The sequence below is a fragment of the Salmonella bongori NCTC 12419 genome (assembly GCF_000252995.1).
Taxonomy (GTDB): Bacteria; Pseudomonadota; Gammaproteobacteria; order Enterobacterales; family Enterobacteriaceae; genus Salmonella; species Salmonella bongori.
Genome location: NC_015761.1, coordinates 3,847,730 through 3,871,337 on the forward strand (window position 1 = coordinate 3,847,730; position 23,608 = coordinate 3,871,337).

The window sequence follows — 23,608 nt, forward strand, 5'->3', positions numbered from 1 at the left end:
TGGTAACTCCCTCAACTATTTTCCCGCGAGTCATTTTTATGATGATGCTCTTTTTCACCGTGGCAATGGTGCATATCGTTGCGCTAATGAGCCCCGGCCCCGACTTTTTCTTCGTGTCCCAGACTGCCGTCAGCCGCTCACGTAAAGAGGCGATGATGGGCGTACTGGGTATTACCTGCGGCGTAATGGTATGGGCGGGCGTGGCGCTGCTTGGCTTGCATCTCATTATCGAAAAAATGGCCTGGCTGCACACTATTATTATGGTAGGCGGCGGTTTATATCTGTGCTGGATGGGCTATCAAATGCTGCGTGGCGCGCTGAAAAAACAGGATGCGACGGCACCGTCTCCGCACGTTGAACTGGCGCAGAGTGGCCGCAGTTTTCTCAAAGGGTTGCTGACCAATCTGTCGAACCCGAAAGCAATTATCTATTTCGGCTCCGTTTTTTCACTGTTCGTTGGCGACAACGTCGGCGCTGCGGCGCGCTGGGGCATTTTCGCCTTAATCACCCTGGAAACATTGGCCTGGTTTACTGTCGTCGCCAGCCTGTTCGCACTGCCGAAAATGCGTCGTGGCTATCAGCGTCTGGCGAAATGGATTGATGGCTTTGCCGGCGCTCTGTTTGCAGGCTTTGGCATTCACCTGATTATTTCGCGCTGATTGCCTGCAGGCCGGATAAGCGCCAGCGCCATCCGGCATGAGTATTACGCATGTCTTGCCGACGCCAGGAGCGCGCCTACCAGCATAAATAACGAACCAAACGCTTTATTCAGCGCCTTCATCTGCTTGGGTCCTTTAATCCAGGCGGCAATGCGTTGCGCCAGTGTGGCGTAACCGGTCATCACAATCATATCCACCACAATCGTGGTGACGCCGAGAATGAGGTACTGCGCCAGTTGCGGCTGTTGTGGCATGATGAATTGCGGAAACAGGGCGGCAAGAAAGACAATGCTTTTGGGATTGGTTAGATTGACAAAGACCGCGCGCCTGAACAGCCGGCTCCGCGATTGCGTCTGGGCGAGGGTATGCAGATCGATGGCGCCTGCGGCGCGCCACTGCTGGATACCCAGCCAGATAAGATAAGCCGCACCAGCCCATTTCAGAATTTCAAAGGCGATGAGCGAGCTTGAAAAGAGCGTACCCAGGCCGATGCCCACCAGAACAATATGAATACCCAGTCCGGTCTGTAATCCGGCGATAGAAGCTGCTGCGCCACGATATCCATGGTTGATAGACGTCGTCATGGTATTGATAGCGCCGGACCCCGGAGAAAGACTTAACAAAGTTGAGGTCAGCAGATAGGCGAACCACCATTCAAAGGTCATGTGAAACTCCCTGGTTGTCTGTTTTTGTGCCACAATACGCTACTGCCGCTGTGTTGTGTCAGGCACGACACAAAAAACGATTTTACCTGGTAAACGAGGCTGGATATCCGATGTTTCAGCAGCAAAAGGACTGGGAAACAAGAGAAAATGCGTTCGCTGCTTTTGCCATGGGGCCGCTGACGGATTTCTGGCGTCAGCGGGAAGAGGCGGAATTTATCGGCGTGGACAATATTCCGGTACGTTTCGTCCGTTTCCGGACCGATTCCAATGACCGGACCATCGTTATTTGTCCTGGTCGCATTGAGAGCTACGTAAAATACGCCGAACTGGCGTATGACCTCTTTCATCTTGGGTTTGATATCTTCATCATCGACCACCGCGGGCAAGGGCGTTCCGGGCGGATGTTATCGGACCCGCATCGTGGCCATGTCGATCATTTTAATGATTATGTTGATGACTTAGCGGCGTTCTGGCAGCAAGAAGTTGAGCCGGGACCGTGGCGCAAGCGTTATATTCTGGCGCACTCAATGGGCGGCGCGATAGCCACTCTGTTCCTGCAGCGTCATCGTGTGCGGTGCGACGCTATTGCGCTCACCGCGCCAATGTTTGGTATTGTGATACGCTTGCCTTCCTTCATGGTGCGCCATATTCTCGACTGGGCCGAAGGGCACCAGCGTATCCGTGAAGATTACGCCATTGGAACAGGTCAGTGGCGGGCGTTGCCGTTTGGCATGAATGCGTTAACCCACAGCCGTCAGCGCTATCAGCGCAACTTACGTTTTTATGCCGATGAACCACAATTGCGCGTCGGCGGCCCCACCTGGCACTGGGTGCGCGAAGGTATTCTGGCGGGGGAACAGGTACTGGCGGGGGCGAGCGATGACGCGACGCCTACACTCCTGATTCAGGCAGAAGAAGAGCGGGTAGTAGACAACCGCACCCATGACCGTTTTTGTGAAATCCGCGCTGCGGCGGGACACCCTTGTGAAGGGGGAAAACCGCTGGTTATCAAAGGCGCGTACCATGAGATCCTTTTTGAAAAGGACGCCATGCGCTCAGTCGCGCTTAACGCCATTGTTGAATTTTTCAACGAACCTAATTTATCCAGCGGAAATCGCTTTGCTTAGAGGTTAAATTCTATTATGTATCAGATTGTTGCGTCTGATTTAGATGGCACGCTACTCTCCCCCGACCATACGTTGTCCCCTTTTGCAAAAGAGACATTGAAGCTGTTGACCGCACGCGGCATCCATTTTGTCTTTGCTACTGGTCGTCACCATGTCGATGTGGGGCAAATCCGCGATAATCTTGAAATCAAATCTTACATGATCACCTCCAACGGTGCGCGTGTACATGATACCGACGGGAATTTGGTTTTTACGCATAATCTGGATCGTGACATCGCCAGCGATCTGTTCGGGGTGGTGAACGCGAATCCGGATATCGTGACCAACGTTTATCGTGATGACGAATGGTTTATGAACCGCCATCGTCCGGAAGAAATGCGTTTTTTCAAAGAGGCGGTATTCAACTACTCGCTGTTTGAGCCTGCGTTGCTGGAGCCGGAGGGCGTCAGTAAAGTCTTTTTCACCAGCGACACCCATGAAAAGTTATTGCCACTGGAACAGGCGATTAACGCGCGTTGGGGCGACCGGGTAAACGTGAGTTTCTCTACGTTGACCTGCCTGGAAGTGATGGCGGGCGGAGTATCGAAAGGTCATGCGCTGGAAGCCGTTGCCAAAGCGATGGGGTATAATCTGGAAGACTGTATTGCGTTTGGTGATGGTATGAATGATGCCGAAATGCTGTCGATGGCGGGTAAAGGCTGCATTATGGGGAGTGCCCATCAGCGCCTGAAAGATTTGCATCCGGAACTCGACGTTATTGGTTCCAACGTCGATGATGCCGTGCCGCATTATCTGCGCGAGCTCTTTTTACGATAATGTGATCGTTTGTTAGTTGACCAGTTGTCAACTTAACTCTCCGCTACAATGGATATTCCTTGTTTTAAGAGACATCCATTGTGGCGCTTCTTATTATTACCACCATTCTGTGGGCTTTCTCGTTTAGTTTTTATGGCGAGTACCTTGCCGGACATGTTGACAGCTATTTCGCGGTGCTGGTACGTGTGGGCCTGGCGGCGCTGGTATTTCTGCCCTTCCTGCGAACCCGCGGACACAGCGTAAAAACCATCAGCCTGTATATGCTGGTAGGGGCGATGCAGCTCGGTATTATGTATATGCTGAGCTTCCACGCTTACCTCTATCTGACCGTATCCGAATTGCTGCTGTTTACTGTTCTGACGCCGCTCTATATCACGCTGATTTACGATGTGATGAGTAAACGCCGTTTGCGCTGGGGCTATGCATTTAGCGCGTTGCTGGCGGTCATTGGCGCCGGGATTATTCGTTACGATCGCGTGACCGACCATTTCTGGATAGGTTTACTATTAGTACAGCTTTCTAATATCAGTTTCGCCATCGGGATGGTGGGATATAAACGCCTGATGGAAACCCGTCCCATGCCGCAGCACAACGCCTTTGCGTGGTTCTACCTGGGGGCATTTTTGGTGGCGGCGGTGGCGTGGTCGCTGTTGGGGAATGCGCAGAAAATACCGGCAACAACCCTGCAGTGGAGCATTCTGATCTTCCTTGGCGTGGTGGCGTCCGGCATTGGCTACTTTATGTGGAATTATGGCGCCACTCAGGTGGATGCCGGGACGTTGGGCATTATGAACAATATGCATGTTCCTGCGGGACTGCTGGTTAATCTTGCGATCTGGCATCAGCAGCCCCACTGGCCGAGTTTTATTACAGGCGCGGCTGTGATCCTGGCTTCGCTGTGGGTGCATCGAAAGTGGGTCGCTCCGCGCTCCGCACAAACGGCAGGTGATCGCAGGCGTGGTCGCGCGCCGAGCGAATAAATGCTTCAGTCACCGCCTGACGCTGGTCGCCGTCGCGTACGGCGGCATACAGGCGACTCCACAGGCCATCACCCAGGGGTTTGGTCACGACCAGACCCTGACGCTCAATATTTTCCACCACCCAGTGTGGCAGCGCGGCAATGCCCATCCTGGCCGCCACCATCTGAATCAGCAAGAGCGTATTATCCACGCTTTTCAACGTTGGACTGATGCCCGCGGGTTGCAGGAAATGACGCCAGACATCCAGTCGATTGCGCTGTACCGGGTAGATCAACAGTGTTTCACTGGCTAAATCCTCTGGCGTAATTTGCGTTTTGCTGGCCAGTGGATGGTCGGGCGCCAGCACCAGCCGTACTTCAAAATCAAACATCGGCGAATAGTGCAGCCCGCTGCGCGGCAGAATATCCGAGGTCATCACTAAATCCAGCTCGCCTTGTTGCAAGGCTGGCTGCGGATCAAAGGTGACGCCGGATTCAAAATCCATCTCGACCTGTGGCCAGTTTGTACGGAAGTTTTCCAGTGCCGGGGCCAACCACTGAATACAGCTATGGCACTCAATGGCGATGCGCAGACGGGTTTGCTGCGGTTCGTTGCACGCCTGCAGCGCACGGCTGATTTGCGGCAGCACCTGGTTTGCCAGTTGCAGCAGGATCTCCCCTTGCGGCGTAAAGCGCAGCGGCTGACTCTTACGCACAAATAGCCGAAAGCCAAGGCGTTGTTCCAGATCGCTGAACTGATGAGACAGAGCGGATTGGGTCTGGTGCAGCACTGCCGCAGCCGCAGCCAGCGATCCACTATTTCGCAATGCCTGGAGCGTTTTCAGGTGTTTAATCTCGATCATGAAAGTCCTTCACTTTGCCATGAACAATTTGCGCTTGAGGAATATACAGTACCTTTACATTATGGATGTGTAAACATCCAGACGTCCAAAATCCGTCGTCTTTTAAATTGATGGTGCGTTGGCGGCGTTTCCTCACCCCGGTCACTTACCGATGTAAGCTCCCGGGATAAGCAAACTTGCCGCCTTCCCTGAATTTAAAATACTTAGGATTTACATATGATTAGAGGAAGCAAAATGACAATATTGACTCACACCCTTGGTTTTCCTCGCGTTGGCCTGCGTCGCGAGCTGAAAAAAGTGCAAGAAAGCTACTGGGCGGGGAACGCTACCCGTGAAGAACTGCTGGCGATTGGGCGCGAACTGCGTGCGCGTCACTGGAAGCAGCAAAAGCAGGCCGGTATTGATCTGCTGCCGGTGGGGGATTTCGCCTGGTACGACCATGTTCTGACCACCAGCCTGCTGTTAGGCAACGTGCCGGCTCGTCATCAGAACAACGACGGTTCCGTGGATATCGATACTCTGTTCCGCATTGCCAGGGGCCGCGCGCCGACTGGCGAACCGGCGGCGGCAGCGGAAATGACCAAATGGTTTAATACTAACTATCACTACATGGTACCGGAGTTCAGCAAAGGCCAGCAGTTCAGACTCACCTGGACGCAATTACTGGAGGAAGTGGACGAAGCGCTGGCGCAGGGTCATAAGATCAAACCCGTACTGCTGGGGCCGGTCACGTATCTGTGGCTGGGCAAAGTGAAAGGCGAGCCGTTCGATCGCCTGACGTTGCTGAAGGACATTCTGCCGGTCTATCAGCAAATACTGACGGAACTGGCGAAGCGCGGCATTGAGTGGGTACAAATTGATGAGCCGGCGCTGGTGCTGGAACTGCCGCAGGCGTGGCTGAATGCCTTCAAACCGGCGTATGACGCGCTTTCAGGCCAGGTGAAGTTGCTGTTGACGACCTATTTTGAAGGCGTGACGCCAAACCTTGACACCATCACCACGCTGCCGGTACAGGGTCTGCATGTAGATCTTATTCATGGCAAAGATAACGTAGCGGAATTGCACCAACGTTTGCCTGCCGACTGGTTGCTCTCCGTGGGCCTGATTAACGGACGTAACGTCTGGCGCGCCGATCTGACAGAAAAATACGATCAGATCAAAGAGATCGTCGGTAAACGCGTGTTGTGGGTGGCTTCTTCCTGTTCGCTGCTGCACAGTCCAATTGATCTGAGCGTTGAAACCCGCCTCGATGACGAAGTGAAAAGCTGGTTTGCCTTTGCGCTGCAAAAATGCGGTGAACTGGCGTTGCTGCGCGATGCGCTGAACAGCGGCGAAACGGCGGCGCTTGAGGAATGGAGCGCGCCTATTCAGGCGCGTCGTCACTCCCGCCGCGTACATAATGCGGCGGTAGAAAAACGCCTGGCGACCATCACCGCGCAGGATAGCCAGCGTGAAAATCCTTATGAAGTTCGCGCTGAGGCCCAGCGTGCCCGCTTTAAATTACCTGCCTGGCCGACAACGACCATCGGTTCGTTCCCGCAAACTACGGAAATTCGCGGCCTGCGTCTGGACTTCAAAAAGGGTAATCTCGACGCGAATAACTACCGCACCGGCATCGCCGAACACATCAAACAGGCTATTATCGAGCAGGAGCGTTTAGGGCTGGATGTGCTGGTACATGGCGAAGCCGAGCGTAACGATATGGTGGAATACTTCGGTGAGCACCTCGATGGCTTTGTCTTTACCCAGAACGGTTGGGTGCAAAGCTATGGCTCCCGCTGTGTGAAACCGCCGGTAGTGATTGGTGATATTAGCCGTCCGGCACCGATTACCGTGGAGTGGGCGAAATATGCCCAGTCACTGACCGACAAGCCGGTAAAAGGCATGCTCACCGGCCCGGTCACCATCCTCTGCTGGTCCTTCCCTCGCGAAGATGTCAGCCGTGAAACCATCGCTAAGCAGATTGCGCTGGCGTTGCGTGATGAGGTGGCAGATCTGGAAGCCGCAGGCATTGGCATTATTCAGATTGACGAACCGGCGCTGCGCGAAGGTTTACCGTTGCGCCGCAGCGACTGGGACGCCTATCTGGCGTGGGGCGTGGAAGCCTTCCGCATTAACGCGGCGGTGGCGAAGGATGAAACCCAGATCCACACCCACATGTGTTACTGCGAGTTCAACGACATTATGGATTCGATCGCCGCGCTGGACGCGGATGTGATCACCATTGAGACCTCCCGCTCGGATATGGAGTTGCTGGAGTCGTTCGAAGCGTTCGACTACCCGAACGAAATCGGGCCGGGCGTGTACGATATTCACTCGCCGAACGTGCCGAGCGTCGAGTGGATTGAAGCCCTGCTGAAGAAGGCGGCACAGCGTATTCCGGCACAACGCCTGTGGGTGAATCCGGACTGCGGTCTGAAAACTCGCGGTTGGCCGGAAACCCGCGCGGCGTTAGCGAACATGGTCAAAGCCGCGCAAAATCTGCGACAGGCGTAACCATGCAAGCCCGGTGAGTGATAACGCCGCCGGGCATTATGCCGGACGGTTGCATTTGCCCGGCCTTACCCCTTCACCCTTTCCCTACTTTCTTTTTTCTTTAGCGTCTTTTGACAACGGGTTGTACAGTATGCTGGAGCAGCATAACGAGAATATTGACAGCTATCAGGACGTCATTATCCCTGTCCCTGCGGTAGCGGCAAAAAATATAAAAAATGCTGCGGTAAAGCATAACTGTCGCTGCTATCACGGTTTATTGGGTCTACACGACCTGGGCGTTGTAGACCCAACAAGTATGGTAACGCGCGGTGGTTAGCTTTTTTTTCCTCCGTATTGCGCGAACCATTCCAGCATTCTTTGCCAGCCGTCTTTCGCCGCAGCTTCATGGTAGCCCGGACGATAGTCGGCATTGAACGCATGTCCGGCATCCGGATAGACCACAATTTCTGCTTTCGCATTCGCGGCGCGTAACGCCTGGCGCATGGTTTCCACACTTTCCTGCGGAATACTGGTATCCTGCCCGCCGTATAAGCCCAGCACCGGCGCGTTAAGATCGGTCGCAATATCAACAGGGTGTTTCGGCGAGTTGAGCGAGGTATCGCCCATCAGCTTACCGTACCACGCTACCGCGGCTTTTAACTGTGGATTGTGCGCGGCATATAGCCAGGTAATCCGGCCCCCCCAGCAGAAACCGGTGATCATCAACCGATGTACATCGCCGCCGTTACGCGAAGCCCAACTGGCGACGTGATCCAGATCAGCAAGAACTTGCGAATCCGGTACCTTAGCGACCAGACCGCTTAATAATGTCGGAATATCGGCGAAATCATTGGGGTCGCCTTCCCGGAAATAGAGTTCCGGCGCGATGGCGAGATAACCTTCCAACGCCAGTCGCCGGCAGATATCGCGAATATGTTCGTGTACACCAAAAATTTCCTGTACCACCATAACCACAGGCAGCGCGCCGTCATTCGCTTTTGGTCTGGCGTAATACGCTGGCATGTCGTCCCCCTGGGACGGAATTGACGTTATTCCCGCGCTAATGGCGTCATCGGGGGTATGGATTGCCGTAGGAGCCAGCGGGGTGGCTGCAGGTGCAAAGCCGGATGGATGTGTCGTTGTCATGGTATTCTCCGTACCCTTAAAAAATAGCGCAATATTAACTATAGACAGTGTGTAACAAACCACATTGCCTTAAAGCGGCTATCTTTTGTGCAATGGTTGGCGATATTGATTATTTATTGTGATGTACATCACTTTTTAATGGTAAGCGAGTGCAATTGTTTTACGCCATAGTGATGGTTGTCACGAAAATATCTTTATGCCTTAGGTAAAGTGTCTTTTTGCTTCTTCTGACAAACCCGATTCACAGAGGAGTTTTATATGTCCAAGTCTGATGTTTTTCATCTCGGCCTCACCAAAAACGATTTACAAGGGGCCCAGCTCGCCATCGTCCCTGGCGATCCTGAGCGTGTGGAAAAGATCGCCGCGCTGATGGATAAGCCGGTTAAGCTGGCATCTCACCGCGAATTCACCTCCTGGCGCGCTGAGCTGGATGGCAAAGCAGTTATCGTTTGCTCTACCGGCATCGGCGGCCCGTCTACCTCTATCGCTGTGGAAGAACTGGCGCAACTGGGTATTCGTACCTTCTTGCGTATCGGCACCACGGGCGCCATTCAGCCGCACATCAATGTCGGCGACGTTCTGGTAACGACCGCATCCGTACGTCTGGATGGGGCGAGCCTGCATTTTGCGCCGATGGAATTCCCGGCGGTTGCCGACTTTGCCTGCACCACTGCGCTGGTTGAAGCGGCGAAATCGATTGGCGCCACGACTCACGTTGGCGTAACCGCCTCTTCCGACACTTTCTATCCGGGTCAGGAACGTTACGACACCTATTCTGGCCGCGTTGTTCGCCGCTTCAAAGGTTCTATGGAAGAGTGGCAGGCGATGGGCGTAATGAACTACGAAATGGAATCCGCTACGCTGTTAACCATGTGCGCAAGCCAGGGTTTACGCGCAGGTATGGTGGCGGGCGTTATCGTCAACCGTACCCAACAAGAGATTCCGAATGCGGAAACGATGAAACAAACTGAAAGCCACGCGGTGAAAATTGTCGTGGAAGCGGCCCGTCGTCTGCTGTAATTCTCCTCTCTTTTTGCAAAGGCCGACGCGTTCGGCCTTTTCTTTTTGCGTGGCGCCTCGCAGGAAATTCCTTTTAAACTGGACGTTTATACAGCACAATTCTATTTTGTGCAGGATAGTGTGGTTCCAGGAGAGGTGTTGTGGATATGACTCTTATGATAAGCGTTGTCGTGGCGCTGGCGGCTGGGGCGGTGATTGGCTGGCTGGCGACGAAAGCGCACGCCGATCAAATCCGCGCCGATCTTATCGAAGAACGGCGTGAGCTGGATATCGAACTTAGCGCGGCCCGGCAGCAATTAGCGCAAGAAGCGCACTGGCGCAGTGAATGCGAGTTACTTAATAACGAACTGCGTAGCCTGCACAGTATTAATACCTCTCTGGAAGCTGATCTACGTGAAGTCACGACCCGTCTGGAAGCGACTCAACAACACGCGGAAGACAAAATTCGTCAGATGATCAACAGCGAACAGCGTTTAAGCGAGCAGTTTGAGAATCTGGCGAACCGTATCTTTGAACACAGTAATCGTCGTGTAGACGAACAAAACCGACAAAGCCTGAATAGCCTGCTGACGCCGCTGCGTGAGCAACTGGACGGTTTTCGACGTCAGGTTCAGGAGAGCTTCGGCAAGGAAGCGCAGGAGCGGCATACGCTGGCGCATGAAATTCGTAACCTGCAGCAGCTTAATGCGCAGATGGCGCAGGAAGCGATCAACCTGACTCGCGCCCTGAAAGGGGACAATAAAGCGCAGGGAAACTGGGGCGAAGTCGTGCTGGCGCGGGTGCTGGAGGCATCCGGACTGCGTGAAGGCCACGAATACGAAACCCAGGTCAGTATTGAGAACGATGCGCGCTCGCGGATGCAGCCGGATGTCATCGTCCGCCTGCCGCAGGGCAAAGATGTGGTCATCGACGCTAAAATGACACTGGTTTCCTATGAGCGTTATTTTAATGCTGATGACGACTATACGCGCGAGATAGCCGTACAAGAACATATCGCCTCGGTGCGCAATCACATTCGTTTACTGGGGCGTAAAGATTATCAGCGGCTTCCCGGACTTCGCTCGCTTGATTATGTGCTGATGTTTATCCCGGTAGAGCCCGCTTTCCTGCTGGCGTTGGATAAACAGCCTGAACTGATAACTGAGGCGTTAAAAAATAACATTATGCTGGTAAGCCCTACGACGCTGCTGGTGGCATTACGGACGATCGCCAATTTGTGGCGTTATGAGCACCAAAGCCGTAATGCGCAGCACATCGCGGAAAGAGCGAGTAAGCTTTACGATAAAATACGGCTTTTCGTGGATGATATGTCAGCGATTGGCCAGAGTCTGGATAAAGCGCAGGATAACTACCGCCAGGCGATGAAAAAGCTCGCTTCCGGACGTGGCAACGTTCTGGCGCAGGCGGAGGCCTTCCGGGGACTGGGCGTGGAAATCAAACGCGAGATTAATCCGGATTTAGCTGAACAGGCCGTTACGCAAGACGAAGAATATCGTTTACGCGCAATCCCGGAAGGGCGTCAGGATGAGCATTATCCCGACGACGAACGGGTAAAACAGCAGTTAAGCTAACCCGTATGGAGTAGTTTCGTCCCGGCGCAGAGTAGGGCAAATTGGCCCAATCTGTTACACTTCTTGAACATTTTATCGATAAGCAGGCACTGAGATGGTGGAAGATTCACAAGAAACGACGCACTTTGGCTTTCAGACCGTCGCTAAAGAGCAGAAAGCTGACATGGTGGCCCACGTTTTTCATTCTGTGGCGTCAAAGTACGATGTGATGAACGACTTAATGTCATTTGGTATTCATCGTTTGTGGAAGCGCTTCACTATTGATTGCAGTGGCGTACGCCGTGGACAAACCGTTCTCGATTTAGCGGGCGGTACGGGCGATCTTACCGCTAAATTTTCGCGGATGGTCGGTGAAACCGGCAAAGTGGTTCTTGCAGATATTAATGATTCAATGCTTAAAATGGGGCGTGAAAAATTGCGCAACATTGGCGTGATCGGCAACGTTGAGTATGTGCAGGCGAATGCGGAAGCGCTGCCTTTCCCTGACAATACTTTTGACTGCATCACCATCTCTTTTGGCTTGCGTAACGTCACCGATAAAGAGAAAGCCTTGCGTTCCATGTTTCGCGTGCTTAAACCGGGCGGGCGTTTACTGGTGCTTGAATTTTCCAAACCTATTATTGAGCCGCTGAGTAAAGCGTATGACGCCTACTCTTTCCATATTTTACCACGTATTGGTTCAATGGTCGCTAACGATGCGGATAGTTACCGTTATCTCGCCGAATCCATTCGTATGCATCCCGATCAGGATACTTTAAAGGCCATGATGCAGGATGCCGGTTTTGAGAGTGTAGATTATTACAATCTGACGGCGGGTGTTGTGGCATTGCACCGCGGTTATAAATTCTAGGAGGGCGAAATGCCTTTTAAACCCTTAGTGACCGCGGGAATTGAACATCTCCTCAATACTTTTTTATACCGTTCTCCGGCGCTGAAATCAGCCAGAACGCGATTACAGGGAAAAGTACTGTGTGTGGAGCTAAAGGGATTTTCAACGCCATTAGTCCTGGTATTTAGCGAGCGCCAGGTTGATGTGCTGGGGGCATGGGAAGGCGAAGCGGACTGTACGGTAATCACACAAGCTGGCGTTCTGCCAAAACTACGCGATCGTCAGCAGTTGGCTGCGCTTATTCGCAGTGGCGAACTGGAAGTGCAGGGCGATATTCAGGTCGTACAAAATTTTGTGGCGCTTGCCGATCTCGCAGAATTCGATCCAGCCGAGCTATTGGCGCCATACACCGGTGATATTGCAGCGGAAAGTATTGGTAAGGTGGTACGGGGTGGAGCTAATTTCCTGCGCTACAGATTTCAACGCCAGCAACGTTATGCCGCTGAAGCGATCACTGAGGAGTGGCGCATGGCGCCTGGCCCGCTGGAAGTCGCCTGGTTTGCAGAAGAAACGGCTGCCATTGAGCGCGCCGTAGGTGATCTAACTGTACGGCTGGAAAAACTGGAGGCCCAATGACGCCAGGTGAAGTACGGCGCCTATATTTCATCATTCGCACGTTTTTAAGTTACGGCCTTGATGAACTCATTCCCAGAATGCGTCTTACGTTGCCGCTCCGGTTATGGCGCTATTCATTGTTCTGGATGCCGAACCGGCATAAAGATAAATTGTTGGGTGAGCGGTTAAGGCTGGCGTTGCAAGAACTGGGGCCCGTGTGGATCAAATTTGGTCAGATGCTCTCTACGCGCCGTGACCTGTTCCCGCCGCAAATCGCCGATCAGCTTGCTTTGCTACAGGATAAAGTCGCGCCGTTCGATGGTCGACTGGCGAAAGCCCAGATCGAAGAAGCGATGGGGGGATTGCCTGTCGAAGCCTGGTTTGACGACTTTGACATTCAGCCTTTAGCGTCGGCGTCAATCGCCCAGGTCCATACCGCGCGATTGAAATCGAACGGTAAAGAGGTGGTCATAAAGGTTATTCGCCCGGATATTTTGCCGGTGATTCAGGCTGATCTGAAATTGATTTACCGTCTTGCCCGCTGGGTGCCGCGCTTGTTGCCGGATGGGCGTCGTCTGCGACCGACTGAAGTCGTGCGCGAGTATGAGAAAACGCTAATCGATGAGTTGAATCTGCTGCGGGAGTCGGCCAACGCTATTCAACTGCGCCGCAATTTTGAAAATAGCCCCATGCTGTATATTCCGGAAGTATATTCCGATTACTGTAGCCAGAACATGATGGTAATGGAACGGATATACGGTATACCGGTTTCAGATGTCGCAGCGCTGGAAAAAAACGGCACCAACATGAAACTGTTGGCTGAACGCGGGGTAAAGGTTTTCTTCACCCAGGTTTTCCGTGACAGCTTTTTCCATGCAGATATGCATCCTGGAAACATTTTTGTTAGCTATGAACACCCTGAAAATCCGCAATATATTGGCATTGACTGCGGTATTGTCGGGTCGTTAAACAAAGAAGATAAGCGTTACCTGGCGGAGAACTTTATCGCTTTCTTTAATCGCGATTACCGTAAAGTGGCGGAGCTTCATGTGGATTCAGGTTGGGTTCCACCAGATACCAACGTTGAAGAGTTTGAGTTTGCCATCCGTACCGTCTGCGAACCTATTTTTGAAAAGCCACTCGCGGAAATCTCGTTTGGCCATGTGTTGTTAAACCTTTTCAATACGGCGCGAAGATTTAATATGGAAGTCCAGCCGCAACTGGTGTTGTTGCAGAAGACATTATTGTATGTTGAAGGGGTTGGACGACAACTTTATCCTCAACTTGATTTGTGGAAAACGGCGAAGCCGTTTCTTGAGTCCTGGATCAAAGATCAGGTGGGTATTCCGGCTCTCACCCGAGCTCTTAAAGAAAAAGCGCCGTTTTGGGTCGAAAAAATACCAGAAATACCTGAACTGGTGTACGACAGTTTGCGCCAGGGCAAATATTTACAGCACAGTGTTGATAAGATTGCGCGCGAGTTACAGTTAAATCATGTGCGCCAAAGCCAGTCTCGTTATTTCCTGGGTATTGGCGCAACGCTGTTGCTGAGCGGGTCATTCTTACTCGTCAACCGCCCTGAATGGGGATTGATGCCTGGCTGGCTTATGGCCGGCGGCGTGGTTGTCTGGCTGATTGGCTGGCGCAAAACGCGTTGAGACTTTTATCGCTCAACACTGGTGGTGCCACGCAGGTACACATTATCGCTCAATGCAGCGCTCAGGCCGTAAGCCAGTGTCATCCTGGTCGTATGTAAAAGTATGTGAATAGGACGGGTGAAAGCGGCTAACAAAGAGGCAGCGCGCAGGATAATGTGTATAATGCGGCCCTAATAATTCATCATCTATCACAGAGGAACATGTATGGGTGGTATCAGTATTTGGCAGTTATTGATCGTTGCCGTTATCGTCGTACTGCTGTTTGGCACCAAAAAACTCGGTTCCATCGGTTCCGATCTTGGCGCGTCTATCAAAGGCTTTAAAAAGGCCATGAGTGATGATGATGCCAAACAGGATAAAACCAGTCAGGATGCTGATTTTACTGCTAAATCTATCGCGGATAAGCAAGGCGAAGCGAAAAAGGAAGACGCTAAAAGCCAAGATAAAGAGCAGGTATAATCCGTGTTTGATATCGGTTTTAGCGAACTGCTGTTAGTGTTCGTTATTGGCCTCATTGTGTTGGGGCCACAACGATTGCCAGTAGCGGTAAAAACGGTAGCGGGCTGGATTCGCGCGTTGCGATCCCTTGCGACAACGGTCCAGAATGAACTGACTCAGGAACTCAAACTTCAGGAGTTTCAGGACAGCCTGAAAAAGGTTGAAAAGGCGAGTCTGGAAAATCTGACTCCCGAACTGAAAGCCTCTATGGATGAACTGCGTCAGGCCGCGGAGTCGATGAAACGTTCCTACAGCGTTAACGATCCTGAACAAGCGAGCGATGAAGCACATACCATCCATAATCCGGTGGTAAAAGGGAACGAGACGCAGCATGAAGGCGTCACCCCTGCCGCCGCTGAAACACAGGCGAGCGCGCCGGAGCAAAAACCGGAGTCCGTTAAGGCTAACGCGCCTGAACCGACGGAAATCGCTTCTGTAGCTGCGATAGACTCTGAGAAGAAATCCGCCGCGCCTGTTGCCGCATCTTCCCCCTCGTCGAGTGATAAACCGTAAACATGGCTGTAGAAGATACTCAACCGCTTATCACGCATCTGATCGAGTTGCGTAAGCGCCTGCTAAACTGCATTGTCGCAGTGCTCCTGATTTTTCTGGCGTTGGTTTATTTTGCCAATGATATTTACCATTTAGTGGCCGCACCGCTGATTAAACAGATGCCGCAAGGGGCGACAATGATTGCGACGGATGTGGCGTCGCCATTTTTTACGCCCATCAAGCTTACCTTTATGGTGTCCTTGATCTTATCCGCGCCTGTCATATTGTACCAGGTGTGGGCTTTCATCGCCCCGGCGCTGTATAAGCACGAGCGTCGTCTGGTCGTACCGCTGCTGGTATCCAGCTCGCTGTTGTTCTACATTGGTATGGCCTTCGCCTATTTTGTCGTATTCCCTTTAGCCTTTGGTTTCCTGACGCATACGGCGCCGGAAGGGGTACAGGTTTCGACGGATATTTCCAGCTATCTTAGCTTTGTCATGGCGCTATTTATGGCCTTTGGCGTCGCGTTTGAAGTTCCGGTAGCGATTGTGCTGCTATGCTGGATGGGTATCACCACGCCGGAGGATTTGCGTAAAAAACGCCCCTATATCCTGGTTGGTGCGTTCATTGTGGGAATGCTGCTTACGCCGCCGGATGTTTTCTCACAAACGTTGCTGGCGATACCGATGTACTGCTTATTTGAAGTTGGCGTCTTCTGCTCACGTTTTTATGTTGGTAAGCGACGGACGCGTGACGAAGATAACGAGGCTGAGACTGAAAAGGCCGAGCACACTGAAGAATAAACACAACCGCCCGTCAGGGCGGTTGTCATATGAGGGCAAGCATGTTTGATATTGGTGTTAATTTAACCAGTCGCCAGTTTGCAAACGATCGTGATGATGTGGTCGCCCGTGCGTTTGCGGCGGGAGTCAAAGGGATGCTGCTGACTGGAACAAACATTCATGAAAGCCAGCAGGCACTGGAACTGGCGCAGTGCTATCCTCACTGTTGGTCGACAGCAGGCGTCCATCCCCATGACAGCAGTCAGTGGTCCGCCGTGTCTGAAGATGCCATTATTGCGCTGGCGAATCAGCCGGAGGTCGTCGCTATCGGCGAATGCGGGTTGGATTTCAATCGTAATTTCTCCACCCCGCAGGAGCAGGAACGTGCCTTTCAGGCGCAGCTACAAATTGCCGCCGAATTGCAGATGCCGATCTTTATGCACTGCCGGGACGCGCATGAACGATTTCTGACGCTGCTTGACCCCTGGCTCGATAGCCTTCCTGGCGCAGTACTACACTGTTTTACCGGTACTCGCCAGCAAATGCAGGCTTGTGTGGACAGAGGGATTTATATCGGTATTACCGGGTGGGTCTGCGACGAACGACGCGGGCTTGAACTACGTGAACTCTTACCATTTATTCCAGCGGAAAAGCTACTGATAGAAACCGACGCGCCGTATCTGTTGCCTCGTGATCTTACGCCTAAACCGACGTCACGACGCAACGAGCCGGCTTATCTGCCTCACATCCTGGAGCGCATTGCGCGATGGCGTGGGGAGGATCCGCAGTGGTTAGCGGCGATGACGGATGCCAACGCCAGAACTTTATTTGAAGTGGTCTTCTGAACGATCGCTAAATCTTACGAAACCCCGTATTTTTTACGCTTTGCTTCACTTCTTTATTCAACAAATTAAGCAGTAACATTGAACGCGTTTCGCCATCCGGTTCGGTAAAAATAGCTTTCAGCCCTTCAAATGCGCCTTCCGTAATGATGACGCTATCGCCGGGATAGGGAGTGTCGGGATCGACAATCCCTTCGGGTTTATAGATCGAAAGCTGGTGAATAACGCTGGAAGGTACAATCGCGGGTTGCGCGCCAAAGCGCACAAAGTGGCTGACACCACGCGTGGCGTTGACGGTGGTGGTGTGGATCACTTCCGGGTCAAATTCCACAAACAGATAGTTAGGAAAGAGAGGTTCGCTGACCGCGGTACGTTTTCCGCGCACCATCTTTTCCAGGATAATCATAGGCGTCAGGCAATTCACCGCCTGTCTTTCGAGGTGTTCCTGAGCGCGCTGAAGTTGCCCGCGTTTGCAGTACAGTAAATACCAGGCTTGCATAATAACTCTTATCCGCTTGTCCGGGGCGCAAGCATAGCAAAAGCGATGCGCGAAGTTAATTATACACTTCATCCTTCAAGCCGCCGCATCGGTGTTGGCTGCCCGAGTTCACGCTAATTTAACAAAAATACAGCATCCAGATGATGAACGCCGTATAATGAGGCGCTTACAAAGAGGCTACGATGGACGCCATGAAATATCACGATTTACGCGACTTCCTGACGCTACTTGAGCAGCAGGGAGAACTCAAACGCATTACCCTGCCGGTGGATCCTCATCTGGAAATCACAGAGATTGCTGATCGCACGCTGCGTGCTGGCGGGCCTGCGCTGCTGTTTGAAAATCCTAAAGGTTATTCAATGCCAGTGTTGTGCAACCTTTTTGGCACGCCAAAACGCGTGGCAATGGGTATGGGGCAGGATGATGTTTCTGCGCTGCGGGAAGTCGGTAAATTATTAGCGTTTCTGAAAGAACCAGAGCCGCCGAAAGGCTTTCGTGACCTGTTTGACAAGTTGCCGCAGTTTAAACAAGTGCTGAATATGCCGACGAAGCGGTTACGCGGCGCACCTTGCCAGCAGAAGATCTCCTCTGGCGATGATGTTGATTTAACGCGTCTCCCTGTCATGACCTGCTGGCCGGACGATGCCGCGCCGCTGATTACCTGGGGACTAACGGTAACACGCGGACCGCATAAAGAACGACAAAATCTGGGTATTTATCGTCAGCAATTGATAGGTAAAAATAAACTGATTATGCGCTGGTTGTCCCATCGCGGCGGCGCGCTGGATTTCCAGGAGTGGTTAGCTGCGCATCCGGGCGAACGTTTCCCGGTTTCTGTCGCGCTCGGTGCCGATCCTGCGACAATTCTTGGCGCTGTGACGCCGGTTCCCGATACTCTATCGGAATATGCGTTTGCGGGGTTACTGCGCGGCACGAAGACCGAAGTGGTTAAATGCCTTTCTAACGATCTGGAAGTTCCTGCCAGCGCCGAGATTATCCTTGAAGGTTACATTGAGCCGGGAGAGATGGCGCCAGAAGGACCGTATGGCGATCATACAGGCTATTATAATGAGGTGGATAACTTCCCGGTCTTTACCGTCACGCACATTACGCAGCGTGAAGATGCTATTTATCACTCCACCTATACCGGTCGTCCTCCCGATGAGCCTGCAGTACTGGGGGTGGCGCTAAATGAAGTTTTTGTGCCTATTCTGCAAAAGCAGTTTCCGGAAATCGTTGATTTTTATCTACCGCCGGAAGGATGCTCTTATCGGCTGGCGGTTGTGACGATGAAAAAGCAGTACGCCGGTCATGCGAAACGCGTCATGATGGGGGTCTGGTCGTTTTTACGCCAGTTTATGTACACGAAGTTTGTTATCGTTTGTGACGATGACGTTAACGCGCGCGACTGGAATGATGTGATTTGGGCGATTACCACTCGTATGGACCCTGCTCGGGATACGGTGCTGGTTGATAACACGCCGATTGATTACCTGGATTTTGCCTCGCCGGTTTCCGGGCTGGGTTCAAAAATGGGGCTGGACGCCACAAATAAATGGCCGGGCGAAACCCAACGCGAGTGGGGGCGTCCTATTGTTAAAGATCCTGAAGTGACCGCGCGTATTGATGCGATTTGGGATGAGCTGGCTATCTTTAAATAACTGAAAGCGGACGCCGACATTTCAGGCTGTGGCGACGCGGCCTGCAAAAGGTCGGTATTGACCCGACACCCGACAGAGGGAGCGCATGACAACCTTAAGCTGTAAAGTGACCTCGGTAGAAGCTATCACCGATACCGTATATCGGGTTCGTTTAGTGCCGGACGCGGCGTTTTCATTCCGCGCTGGTCAGTATTTGATGGTCGTAATGGATGAGCGTGACAAACGTCCGTTTTCGATGGCCTCAACGCCGGATGAGAAAGGGTTTATTGAATTACATATTGGTGCTTCCGAGCTCAATTTGTATGCCATGGCAGTAATGGATCGCATTCTGAAAGATCGGCAAATTATGGTCGATATTCCGCACGGCGATGCCTGGCTGCGTGATGACGAAGATCGTCCGCTGATTCTGATCGCGGGTGGTACTGGCTTTTCTTATGCGCGCTCCATTCTCTTGACGGCACTGGCGCGTAACCCGGCTCGCGATGTTACCATTTACTGGGGTGGCCGCGAAGAAAAGCACCTTTATGATCTCTCTGAACTGGAAGCGCTCTCTGTTAACCATCCGAATTTGCGTATTGAACCTGTTGTCGAGCAGCCAGAAGAAGGCTGGCGTGGACGTACAGGAACGGTGCTGACGGCGGTGTTACAGGATCATGGGACGTTGGCAGAGCATGATATCTACATTGCTGGTCGCTTTGAAATGGCGAAGATTGCGCGGGATCTGTTCTGTCATGAACGTCAGGCGCGGGAAGACCGTCTGTTTGGCGACGCGTTCGCATTTATTTAAGCCATAAAAAACCCGCCCCTGACAGGCGGGAAGAACGGCAACTAAACGGTTTTTCGCCAATAACATTCTGATGGCGAATGACTTTATAGGCCGGACAAGCGAAGCGCCTCCGGCATTCCGTATTGCGGCGGTCAATGCCGGATGGCGGCGAGAACGCGTTTTCCGGCTTACGATATTTACACTCTCTCAAACACCGTCGCGATCCCCTGACCCAGCCCGATACACATCGTTGCCAGCCCAAATTGTGCGTCTTTACGCTCCATCAGATTGATAAGCGTGGTGCTGATACGTGCGCCGGAGCAGCCCAGCGGGTGACCGAGTGCGATCGCGCCGCCATTGAGATTGATCTTCTCGTCTATTTGCTCCATCAGACCCAGATCTTTGATGCACGGCAGGATCTGCGCGGCAAACGCTTCATTCATCTCAAAAACGTTAATATCGTTGACGGTCAGTCCCGCTTTTTCCAATGCCAGTTTCGACGCGGGGACCGGACCATAACCCATAATCGACGGATCGCAGCCGACCACCGCCATTGAGCGGATGCGGGCACGGGGCGTCAGACCCAGCTCCCGGGCGCGGCTTTCGCTCATTACCAGCATTGCGGCAGCGCCATCGGAAAGCGCGGAAGAGGTACCGGCGGTGACGGTGCCGCTGACCGGATCAAATGCCGGGCGCAGCGTTGCCAGCGCTTCAACCGTGGTTTCCGGGCGAATCACCTCATCGTAATTAAACTGCTTCAGTACGCCATCGGCATCATGACCGCCGGTCGGGATGATTTCGTTTTTAAATGCGCCGGATTGGGTGGCAGCCCAGGCGCGGGCGTGTGAACGGGCGGCGAAAGCATCCTGCATTTCACGGCTGATGCCGTGCATTCGGGACAGCATTTCCGCCGTTAGCCCCATCATTCCCGCCGCTTTGGCCACGTTACGGCTTAAGCCCGGATGAAAATCAACGCCGTGGCTCATCGGCACGTGGCCCATATGTTCCACCCCACCGACCAGGCAAGCCTGCGCGTCACCGGTCATAATCATGCGGGCGGCATCGTGTAGCGCCTGCATTGATGAACCGCACAGACGGTTGACGGTGACTGCGGGTACAGAATGCGGGATTTCTGCCAGCAACGCCGCGTTACGCGCAATGTTGAAGCCTTGCTCCAGCGTCTGCTGCACGCAGCCCCAATAAATATCATCCAGTGCGCTAGCGTCCAGAGCGGGGTTGCGCGCCAGCAGGCTACGCATTAAATGGGCGGAGAGATCTTCCGCCCGCACGTTGCGAAACGCGCCGCCTTTTGAACGGCCCATCGGGGTGCGAATTGCATCGACAATGACAACCTGTTCCATTGTGACTCCTTAAGCCGTTTTCAGACCGCCAACCGGACGGGCTGGCTCAACCTGGGGGTAGTAGGGTTCGTTATGGCGCGCTTTGTGATGCAATCCTTCCGGCACGTCATACAGCGGGCCGAGGTGCTGATACTGCTGTGCCATATCGAGATATTTAGCGCTGCCAAGCGTATCCAGCCAGCGGAAGGCACCGCCGTGGAACGGAGGGAAACCCAGACCATAAACCAGCGCCATATCGGCCTCTGCCGGACTGGCGATAACGCCTTCTTCCAGACAACGTACCACTTCGTTGACCATCGGGATCATCATGCGGGCGATAATCTCTTCGTCGCTGAAGTCACGCTTCGACTGGCTAACCTCAGCCAGCAGGCTATCTACAGTGGCGTCTTCTTCTTTCTTCGGCTTGCCTTTGCTGTCTTCTTTATAACGCCAGAAGCCAAGGCCGTTTTTCTGACCGTAGCGGTTAGCATCGAACAGCGCGTCAATCGCGTCGCGATACTCTTTCTGCATCCGTTGCGGGAAGCCTGCCGCCATTACCGCCTGCGCGTGATGCGCGGTATCAATGCCGACAACATCCAGCAAATAGGCCGGGCCCATCGGCCAGCCGAACTGTTTTTCCATCACTTTATCGACCTTGCGGAAATCCGCGCCGTCGCGCAGCAGTTGACTGAAACCGGCAAAATAGGGGAATAGCACGCGGTTAACAAAGAAACCGGGACAGTCATTGACCACGATCGGCGTCTTACCCATTTTGCTCGCCCAGGCCACCACTTTGGCGATAGTCTCATCCGAGCTTTTTTCGCCACGAATGATTTCAACCAGCGGCATCCGGTGCACCGGGTTAAAGAAGTGCATCCCGCAGAAGTTTTCCGGACGCTTCAATGCGCCAGCCAACTCGCTAATGGGAATGGTTGAGGTGTTAGAGGCCAGGACGGTATCCGGGCGCACTTTGTCTTCGGTTTCCGCCAGCACCGCTTTTTTCACTTTTGGATTTTCGACCACTGCTTCGACCACGACATCCACGCGATCGAAACCGGCATAATCGAGAGTCGGGTGGATAGTCGAAATGACGCCCGCCAGCTTCAGACCGTCGATCTTGCCGCGCTCCAGTTGTTTGTTCAGCAGCTTGGCGGCTTCCGTCATGCCGAGGGTCAACGATTTGTCGTTGATATCCTTCATAATGACCGGTACGCCTTTCCATGCAGATTGGTAAGCGATGCCGCCGCCCATGATGCCCGCGCCGAGGACTGCGGCCTGCTTCGGCGTCTCAACGTCTTTGGTCAGCTTTTTAGCTTTGCCTTTCACGTACTGATCGTTAAGGAAGATTCCAACCAGCGCGCGGGCTTCGTTGGTATGCGCCAGCGGAACAAAGCTTTTATTTTCCAGGTTCAGCGCTTCTTCACGGCCAAAACGCGCAGCCGCTTCAATGGTTTTCACTGCGGTTATTGGCGCCGGATAATGTTTTCCGGCCGTTTGTGCGACCATGCCTTTGGCGATGGTGAAGCTCATCGCCGCTTCAATTTTGCTTAAGTGTAGTGGTTCCAGCTTCGGTTGGCGTTTGGCTTTCCAGTCCAGATCGCCGGCAATTGCCTGGCGTAGTACCGCCATCGCGCCGTCAATCAGCTTCTCCTGTTTGACCACGCCATCAACCAGCCCCATTTTTAATGCCTGTTCGGCACCCACATCTTTACCTGCGGCAATGATTTCCAGCGCGCTGTCGGCACCCAGCATACGTGGCATACGCACGGAGCCGCCAAAGCCCGGCATGATACCCAGTTTGGTTTCCGGTAGACCGATGCGCAGATCCGGCGTTGCCAGACGATAGTCGGTGGCCAGTACGCATTCGCAGCCGCCGCCCAACGCATAGCCGTTGACGGCTGAGAGGGTGGGTACCGGCAGGTCTTCCAGGCGATTGAAGACGCTATTGGCAAAATACAGCCACTGGCTTAATTGCTCTTCAGGCACAAGGAACAGAGAGAGAAATTCGGTGATATCCGCACCGACAATAAAGGCTGCTTTGTTGGAACGCAGCAGCAGCCCTTTTAAATCGTGTTGCTTTTCCAGCACGTCAAGCGCCTGGCCGAGGCTGGCAACGGTCGCCGTGTCGAGTTTATTAACCGAGCCTGGGGCATCGAACACCAGTTCGGCGATGCCATCTTCCAGCCAGTCGAGGTACAGGGTGTCGCCTTTGTAAAGCATGTCAGTCTCCTGAATCCGCAAGGTGATCTGGTCGTACCAGATGAGACGAAGTGTGTGTTTTGTGTTAAAAAAATGCAAATGAATGATTAAAGAAATGCCGATGTGA

The 23,608-nt window shown here is 53.0% G+C and carries 23 protein-coding genes; 17 read left to right on the forward strand and 6 right to left on the reverse strand.

What is annotated here, in order from left to right:
* The first annotated feature begins 38 nt into the window (after window positions 1-38).
* Entirely contained in the window at window positions 39-659 is a 621-nt protein-coding gene (gene rhtC / locus SBG_RS18195) for a threonine export protein RhtC (protein ID WP_000980082.1), read from the forward strand.
* A 44-nt stretch (window positions 660-703) separates the two neighbouring features.
* Here the strand turns inward: rhtC and rhtB are convergent, their stop codons facing one another.
* Window positions 704-1,324: a homoserine/homoserine lactone efflux protein gene (gene rhtB / locus SBG_RS18200; RefSeq protein ID WP_000142517.1), complete on the reverse strand. Its 621-nt coding sequence runs from the start codon at window positions 1,322-1,324 to the stop codon at window positions 704-706.
* Between the two features lie 110 nt (window positions 1,325-1,434).
* On the opposite strand from rhtB, the gene pldB reads away from it, so the two are divergent.
* From pldB to SBG_RS18215, 3 genes are all read left to right on the forward strand, one after another.
* On the forward strand, window positions 1,435-2,451 hold the full coding sequence (pldB, locus tag SBG_RS18205; RefSeq protein ID WP_000487638.1) for a lysophospholipase L2: 1,017 nt from the start codon (window positions 1,435-1,437) through the stop codon (window positions 2,449-2,451).
* A 15-nt stretch (window positions 2,452-2,466) separates the two neighbouring features.
* Window positions 2,467-3,267, forward strand: a complete 801-nt coding sequence (gene yigL, locus SBG_RS18210) for a sugar/pyridoxal phosphate phosphatase YigL (RefSeq protein WP_000284362.1) — start codon at window positions 2,467-2,469, stop codon at window positions 3,265-3,267.
* 80 nt (window positions 3,268-3,347) lie between these two features.
* On the forward strand, window positions 3,348-4,247 hold the full coding sequence (locus SBG_RS18215; protein WP_001196221.1) for a carboxylate/amino acid/amine transporter: 900 nt from the start codon (window positions 3,348-3,350) through the stop codon (window positions 4,245-4,247).
* Here the strand turns inward: SBG_RS18215 and metR are convergent.
* The gene (metR, locus tag SBG_RS18220; protein WP_000569778.1) at window positions 4,135-5,088 is read right to left on the reverse strand and encodes an HTH-type transcriptional regulator MetR; all 954 of its coding nucleotides are present in this window, start codon (window positions 5,086-5,088) and stop codon (window positions 4,135-4,137) included. The two genes, SBG_RS18215 and metR, sit on opposite strands and share 113 nt — an antisense overlap.
* A gap of 234 nt (window positions 5,089-5,322) precedes the next feature.
* Here metR and metE point away from each other — a divergent pair, with 234 nt between their 5' ends.
* Both metE and SBG_RS23580 read left to right on the forward strand, forming a co-directional pair.
* Window positions 5,323-7,584 carry a 5-methyltetrahydropteroyltriglutamate--homocysteine S-methyltransferase gene (gene metE, locus SBG_RS18225; RefSeq protein ID WP_000154201.1) on the forward strand — a complete coding sequence of 754 codons (2,262 nt, stop codon included), beginning with the start codon at window positions 5,323-5,325 and terminating at the stop codon, window positions 7,582-7,584.
* Between the two features lie 13 nt (window positions 7,585-7,597).
* Complete coding sequence (locus SBG_RS23580; protein WP_231845614.1) at window positions 7,598-7,900, forward strand: hypothetical protein; 303 nt, start codon at window positions 7,598-7,600, stop codon at window positions 7,898-7,900.
* Here SBG_RS23580 and SBG_RS18235 read toward each other — a convergent pair.
* Complete coding sequence (locus tag SBG_RS18235; RefSeq protein ID WP_000213967.1) at window positions 7,897-8,709, reverse strand: dienelactone hydrolase family protein; 813 nt, start codon at window positions 8,707-8,709, stop codon at window positions 7,897-7,899. The genes SBG_RS23580 and SBG_RS18235 overlap by 4 nt on opposite strands.
* Before the next feature lie 258 nt (window positions 8,710-8,967).
* Here SBG_RS18235 and udp point away from each other — a divergent pair, with 258 nt between their 5' ends.
* From udp to tatD, 9 genes are all read left to right on the forward strand, one after another.
* On the forward strand, window positions 8,968-9,729 hold the full coding sequence (gene udp / locus SBG_RS18240) for a uridine phosphorylase (protein WP_000045169.1): 762 nt from the start codon (window positions 8,968-8,970) through the stop codon (window positions 9,727-9,729).
* 140 nt (window positions 9,730-9,869) lie between these two features.
* The gene (rmuC, locus tag SBG_RS18245) at window positions 9,870-11,300 is read left to right on the forward strand and encodes a DNA recombination protein RmuC (protein ID WP_000367671.1); all 1,431 of its coding nucleotides are present in this window, start codon (window positions 9,870-9,872) and stop codon (window positions 11,298-11,300) included.
* 94 nt (window positions 11,301-11,394) lie between these two features.
* The gene (gene ubiE / locus SBG_RS18250; RefSeq protein WP_000229011.1) at window positions 11,395-12,150 is read left to right on the forward strand and encodes a bifunctional demethylmenaquinone methyltransferase/2-methoxy-6-polyprenyl-1,4-benzoquinol methylase UbiE; all 756 of its coding nucleotides are present in this window, start codon (window positions 11,395-11,397) and stop codon (window positions 12,148-12,150) included.
* 9 nt (window positions 12,151-12,159) lie between these two features.
* On the forward strand, window positions 12,160-12,765 hold the full coding sequence (ubiJ, locus tag SBG_RS18255) for a ubiquinone biosynthesis protein UbiJ (protein WP_001116101.1): 606 nt from the start codon (window positions 12,160-12,162) through the stop codon (window positions 12,763-12,765).
* Window positions 12,762-14,402, forward strand: a complete 1,641-nt coding sequence (gene ubiB, locus SBG_RS18260) for a ubiquinone biosynthesis regulatory protein kinase UbiB (protein WP_000187564.1) — start codon at window positions 12,762-12,764, stop codon at window positions 14,400-14,402. The genes ubiJ and ubiB overlap by 4 nt, the downstream gene beginning before the upstream one ends.
* A gap of 204 nt (window positions 14,403-14,606) precedes the next feature.
* Entirely contained in the window at window positions 14,607-14,861 is a 255-nt protein-coding gene (gene tatA / locus SBG_RS18265; protein ID WP_000508972.1) for a Sec-independent protein translocase subunit TatA, read from the forward strand.
* A gap of 3 nt (window positions 14,862-14,864) precedes the next feature.
* Complete coding sequence (gene tatB, locus SBG_RS18270; protein ID WP_000459609.1) at window positions 14,865-15,413, forward strand: Sec-independent protein translocase protein TatB; 549 nt, start codon at window positions 14,865-14,867, stop codon at window positions 15,411-15,413.
* A gap of 2 nt (window positions 15,414-15,415) precedes the next feature.
* Window positions 15,416-16,195: a Sec-independent protein translocase subunit TatC gene (gene tatC, locus SBG_RS18275; RefSeq protein WP_000257559.1), complete on the forward strand. Its 780-nt coding sequence runs from the start codon at window positions 15,416-15,418 to the stop codon at window positions 16,193-16,195.
* Between the two features lie 41 nt (window positions 16,196-16,236).
* Entirely contained in the window at window positions 16,237-17,019 is a 783-nt protein-coding gene (tatD, locus tag SBG_RS18280) for a 3'-5' ssDNA/RNA exonuclease TatD (protein ID WP_000459629.1), read from the forward strand.
* Between the two features lie 7 nt (window positions 17,020-17,026).
* On the opposite strand, the gene rfaH is transcribed toward tatD, so the two are convergent.
* Window positions 17,027-17,515, reverse strand: a complete 489-nt coding sequence (gene rfaH, locus SBG_RS18285) for a transcription/translation regulatory transformer protein RfaH (RefSeq protein ID WP_001149537.1) — start codon at window positions 17,513-17,515, stop codon at window positions 17,027-17,029.
* Between the two features lie 182 nt (window positions 17,516-17,697).
* On the opposite strand from rfaH, the gene ubiD reads away from it, so the two are divergent.
* Together ubiD and fre are read left to right on the forward strand one after the other, a co-directional pair.
* Entirely contained in the window at window positions 17,698-19,176 is a 1,479-nt protein-coding gene (ubiD, locus tag SBG_RS18290; protein ID WP_000339769.1) for a 4-hydroxy-3-polyprenylbenzoate decarboxylase, read from the forward strand.
* A gap of 85 nt (window positions 19,177-19,261) precedes the next feature.
* On the forward strand, window positions 19,262-19,963 hold the full coding sequence (fre, locus tag SBG_RS18295) for an NAD(P)H-flavin reductase (RefSeq protein ID WP_000209835.1): 702 nt from the start codon (window positions 19,262-19,264) through the stop codon (window positions 19,961-19,963).
* A 176-nt stretch (window positions 19,964-20,139) separates the two neighbouring features.
* Here fre and fadA read toward each other — a convergent pair whose 3' ends face one another.
* The gene (gene fadA / locus SBG_RS18300; RefSeq protein ID WP_000438718.1) at window positions 20,140-21,303 is read right to left on the reverse strand and encodes an acetyl-CoA C-acyltransferase FadA; all 1,164 of its coding nucleotides are present in this window, start codon (window positions 21,301-21,303) and stop codon (window positions 20,140-20,142) included.
* Window positions 21,304-21,312: 9 nt separating this feature from the next.
* Window positions 21,313-23,502 (reverse strand): fatty acid oxidation complex subunit alpha FadB, encoded by a 2,190-nt coding sequence (fadB, locus tag SBG_RS18305; protein ID WP_000965988.1) that lies wholly within the window; start codon window positions 23,500-23,502, stop codon window positions 21,313-21,315.
* Window positions 23,503-23,608: the final 106 nt, after the last annotated feature.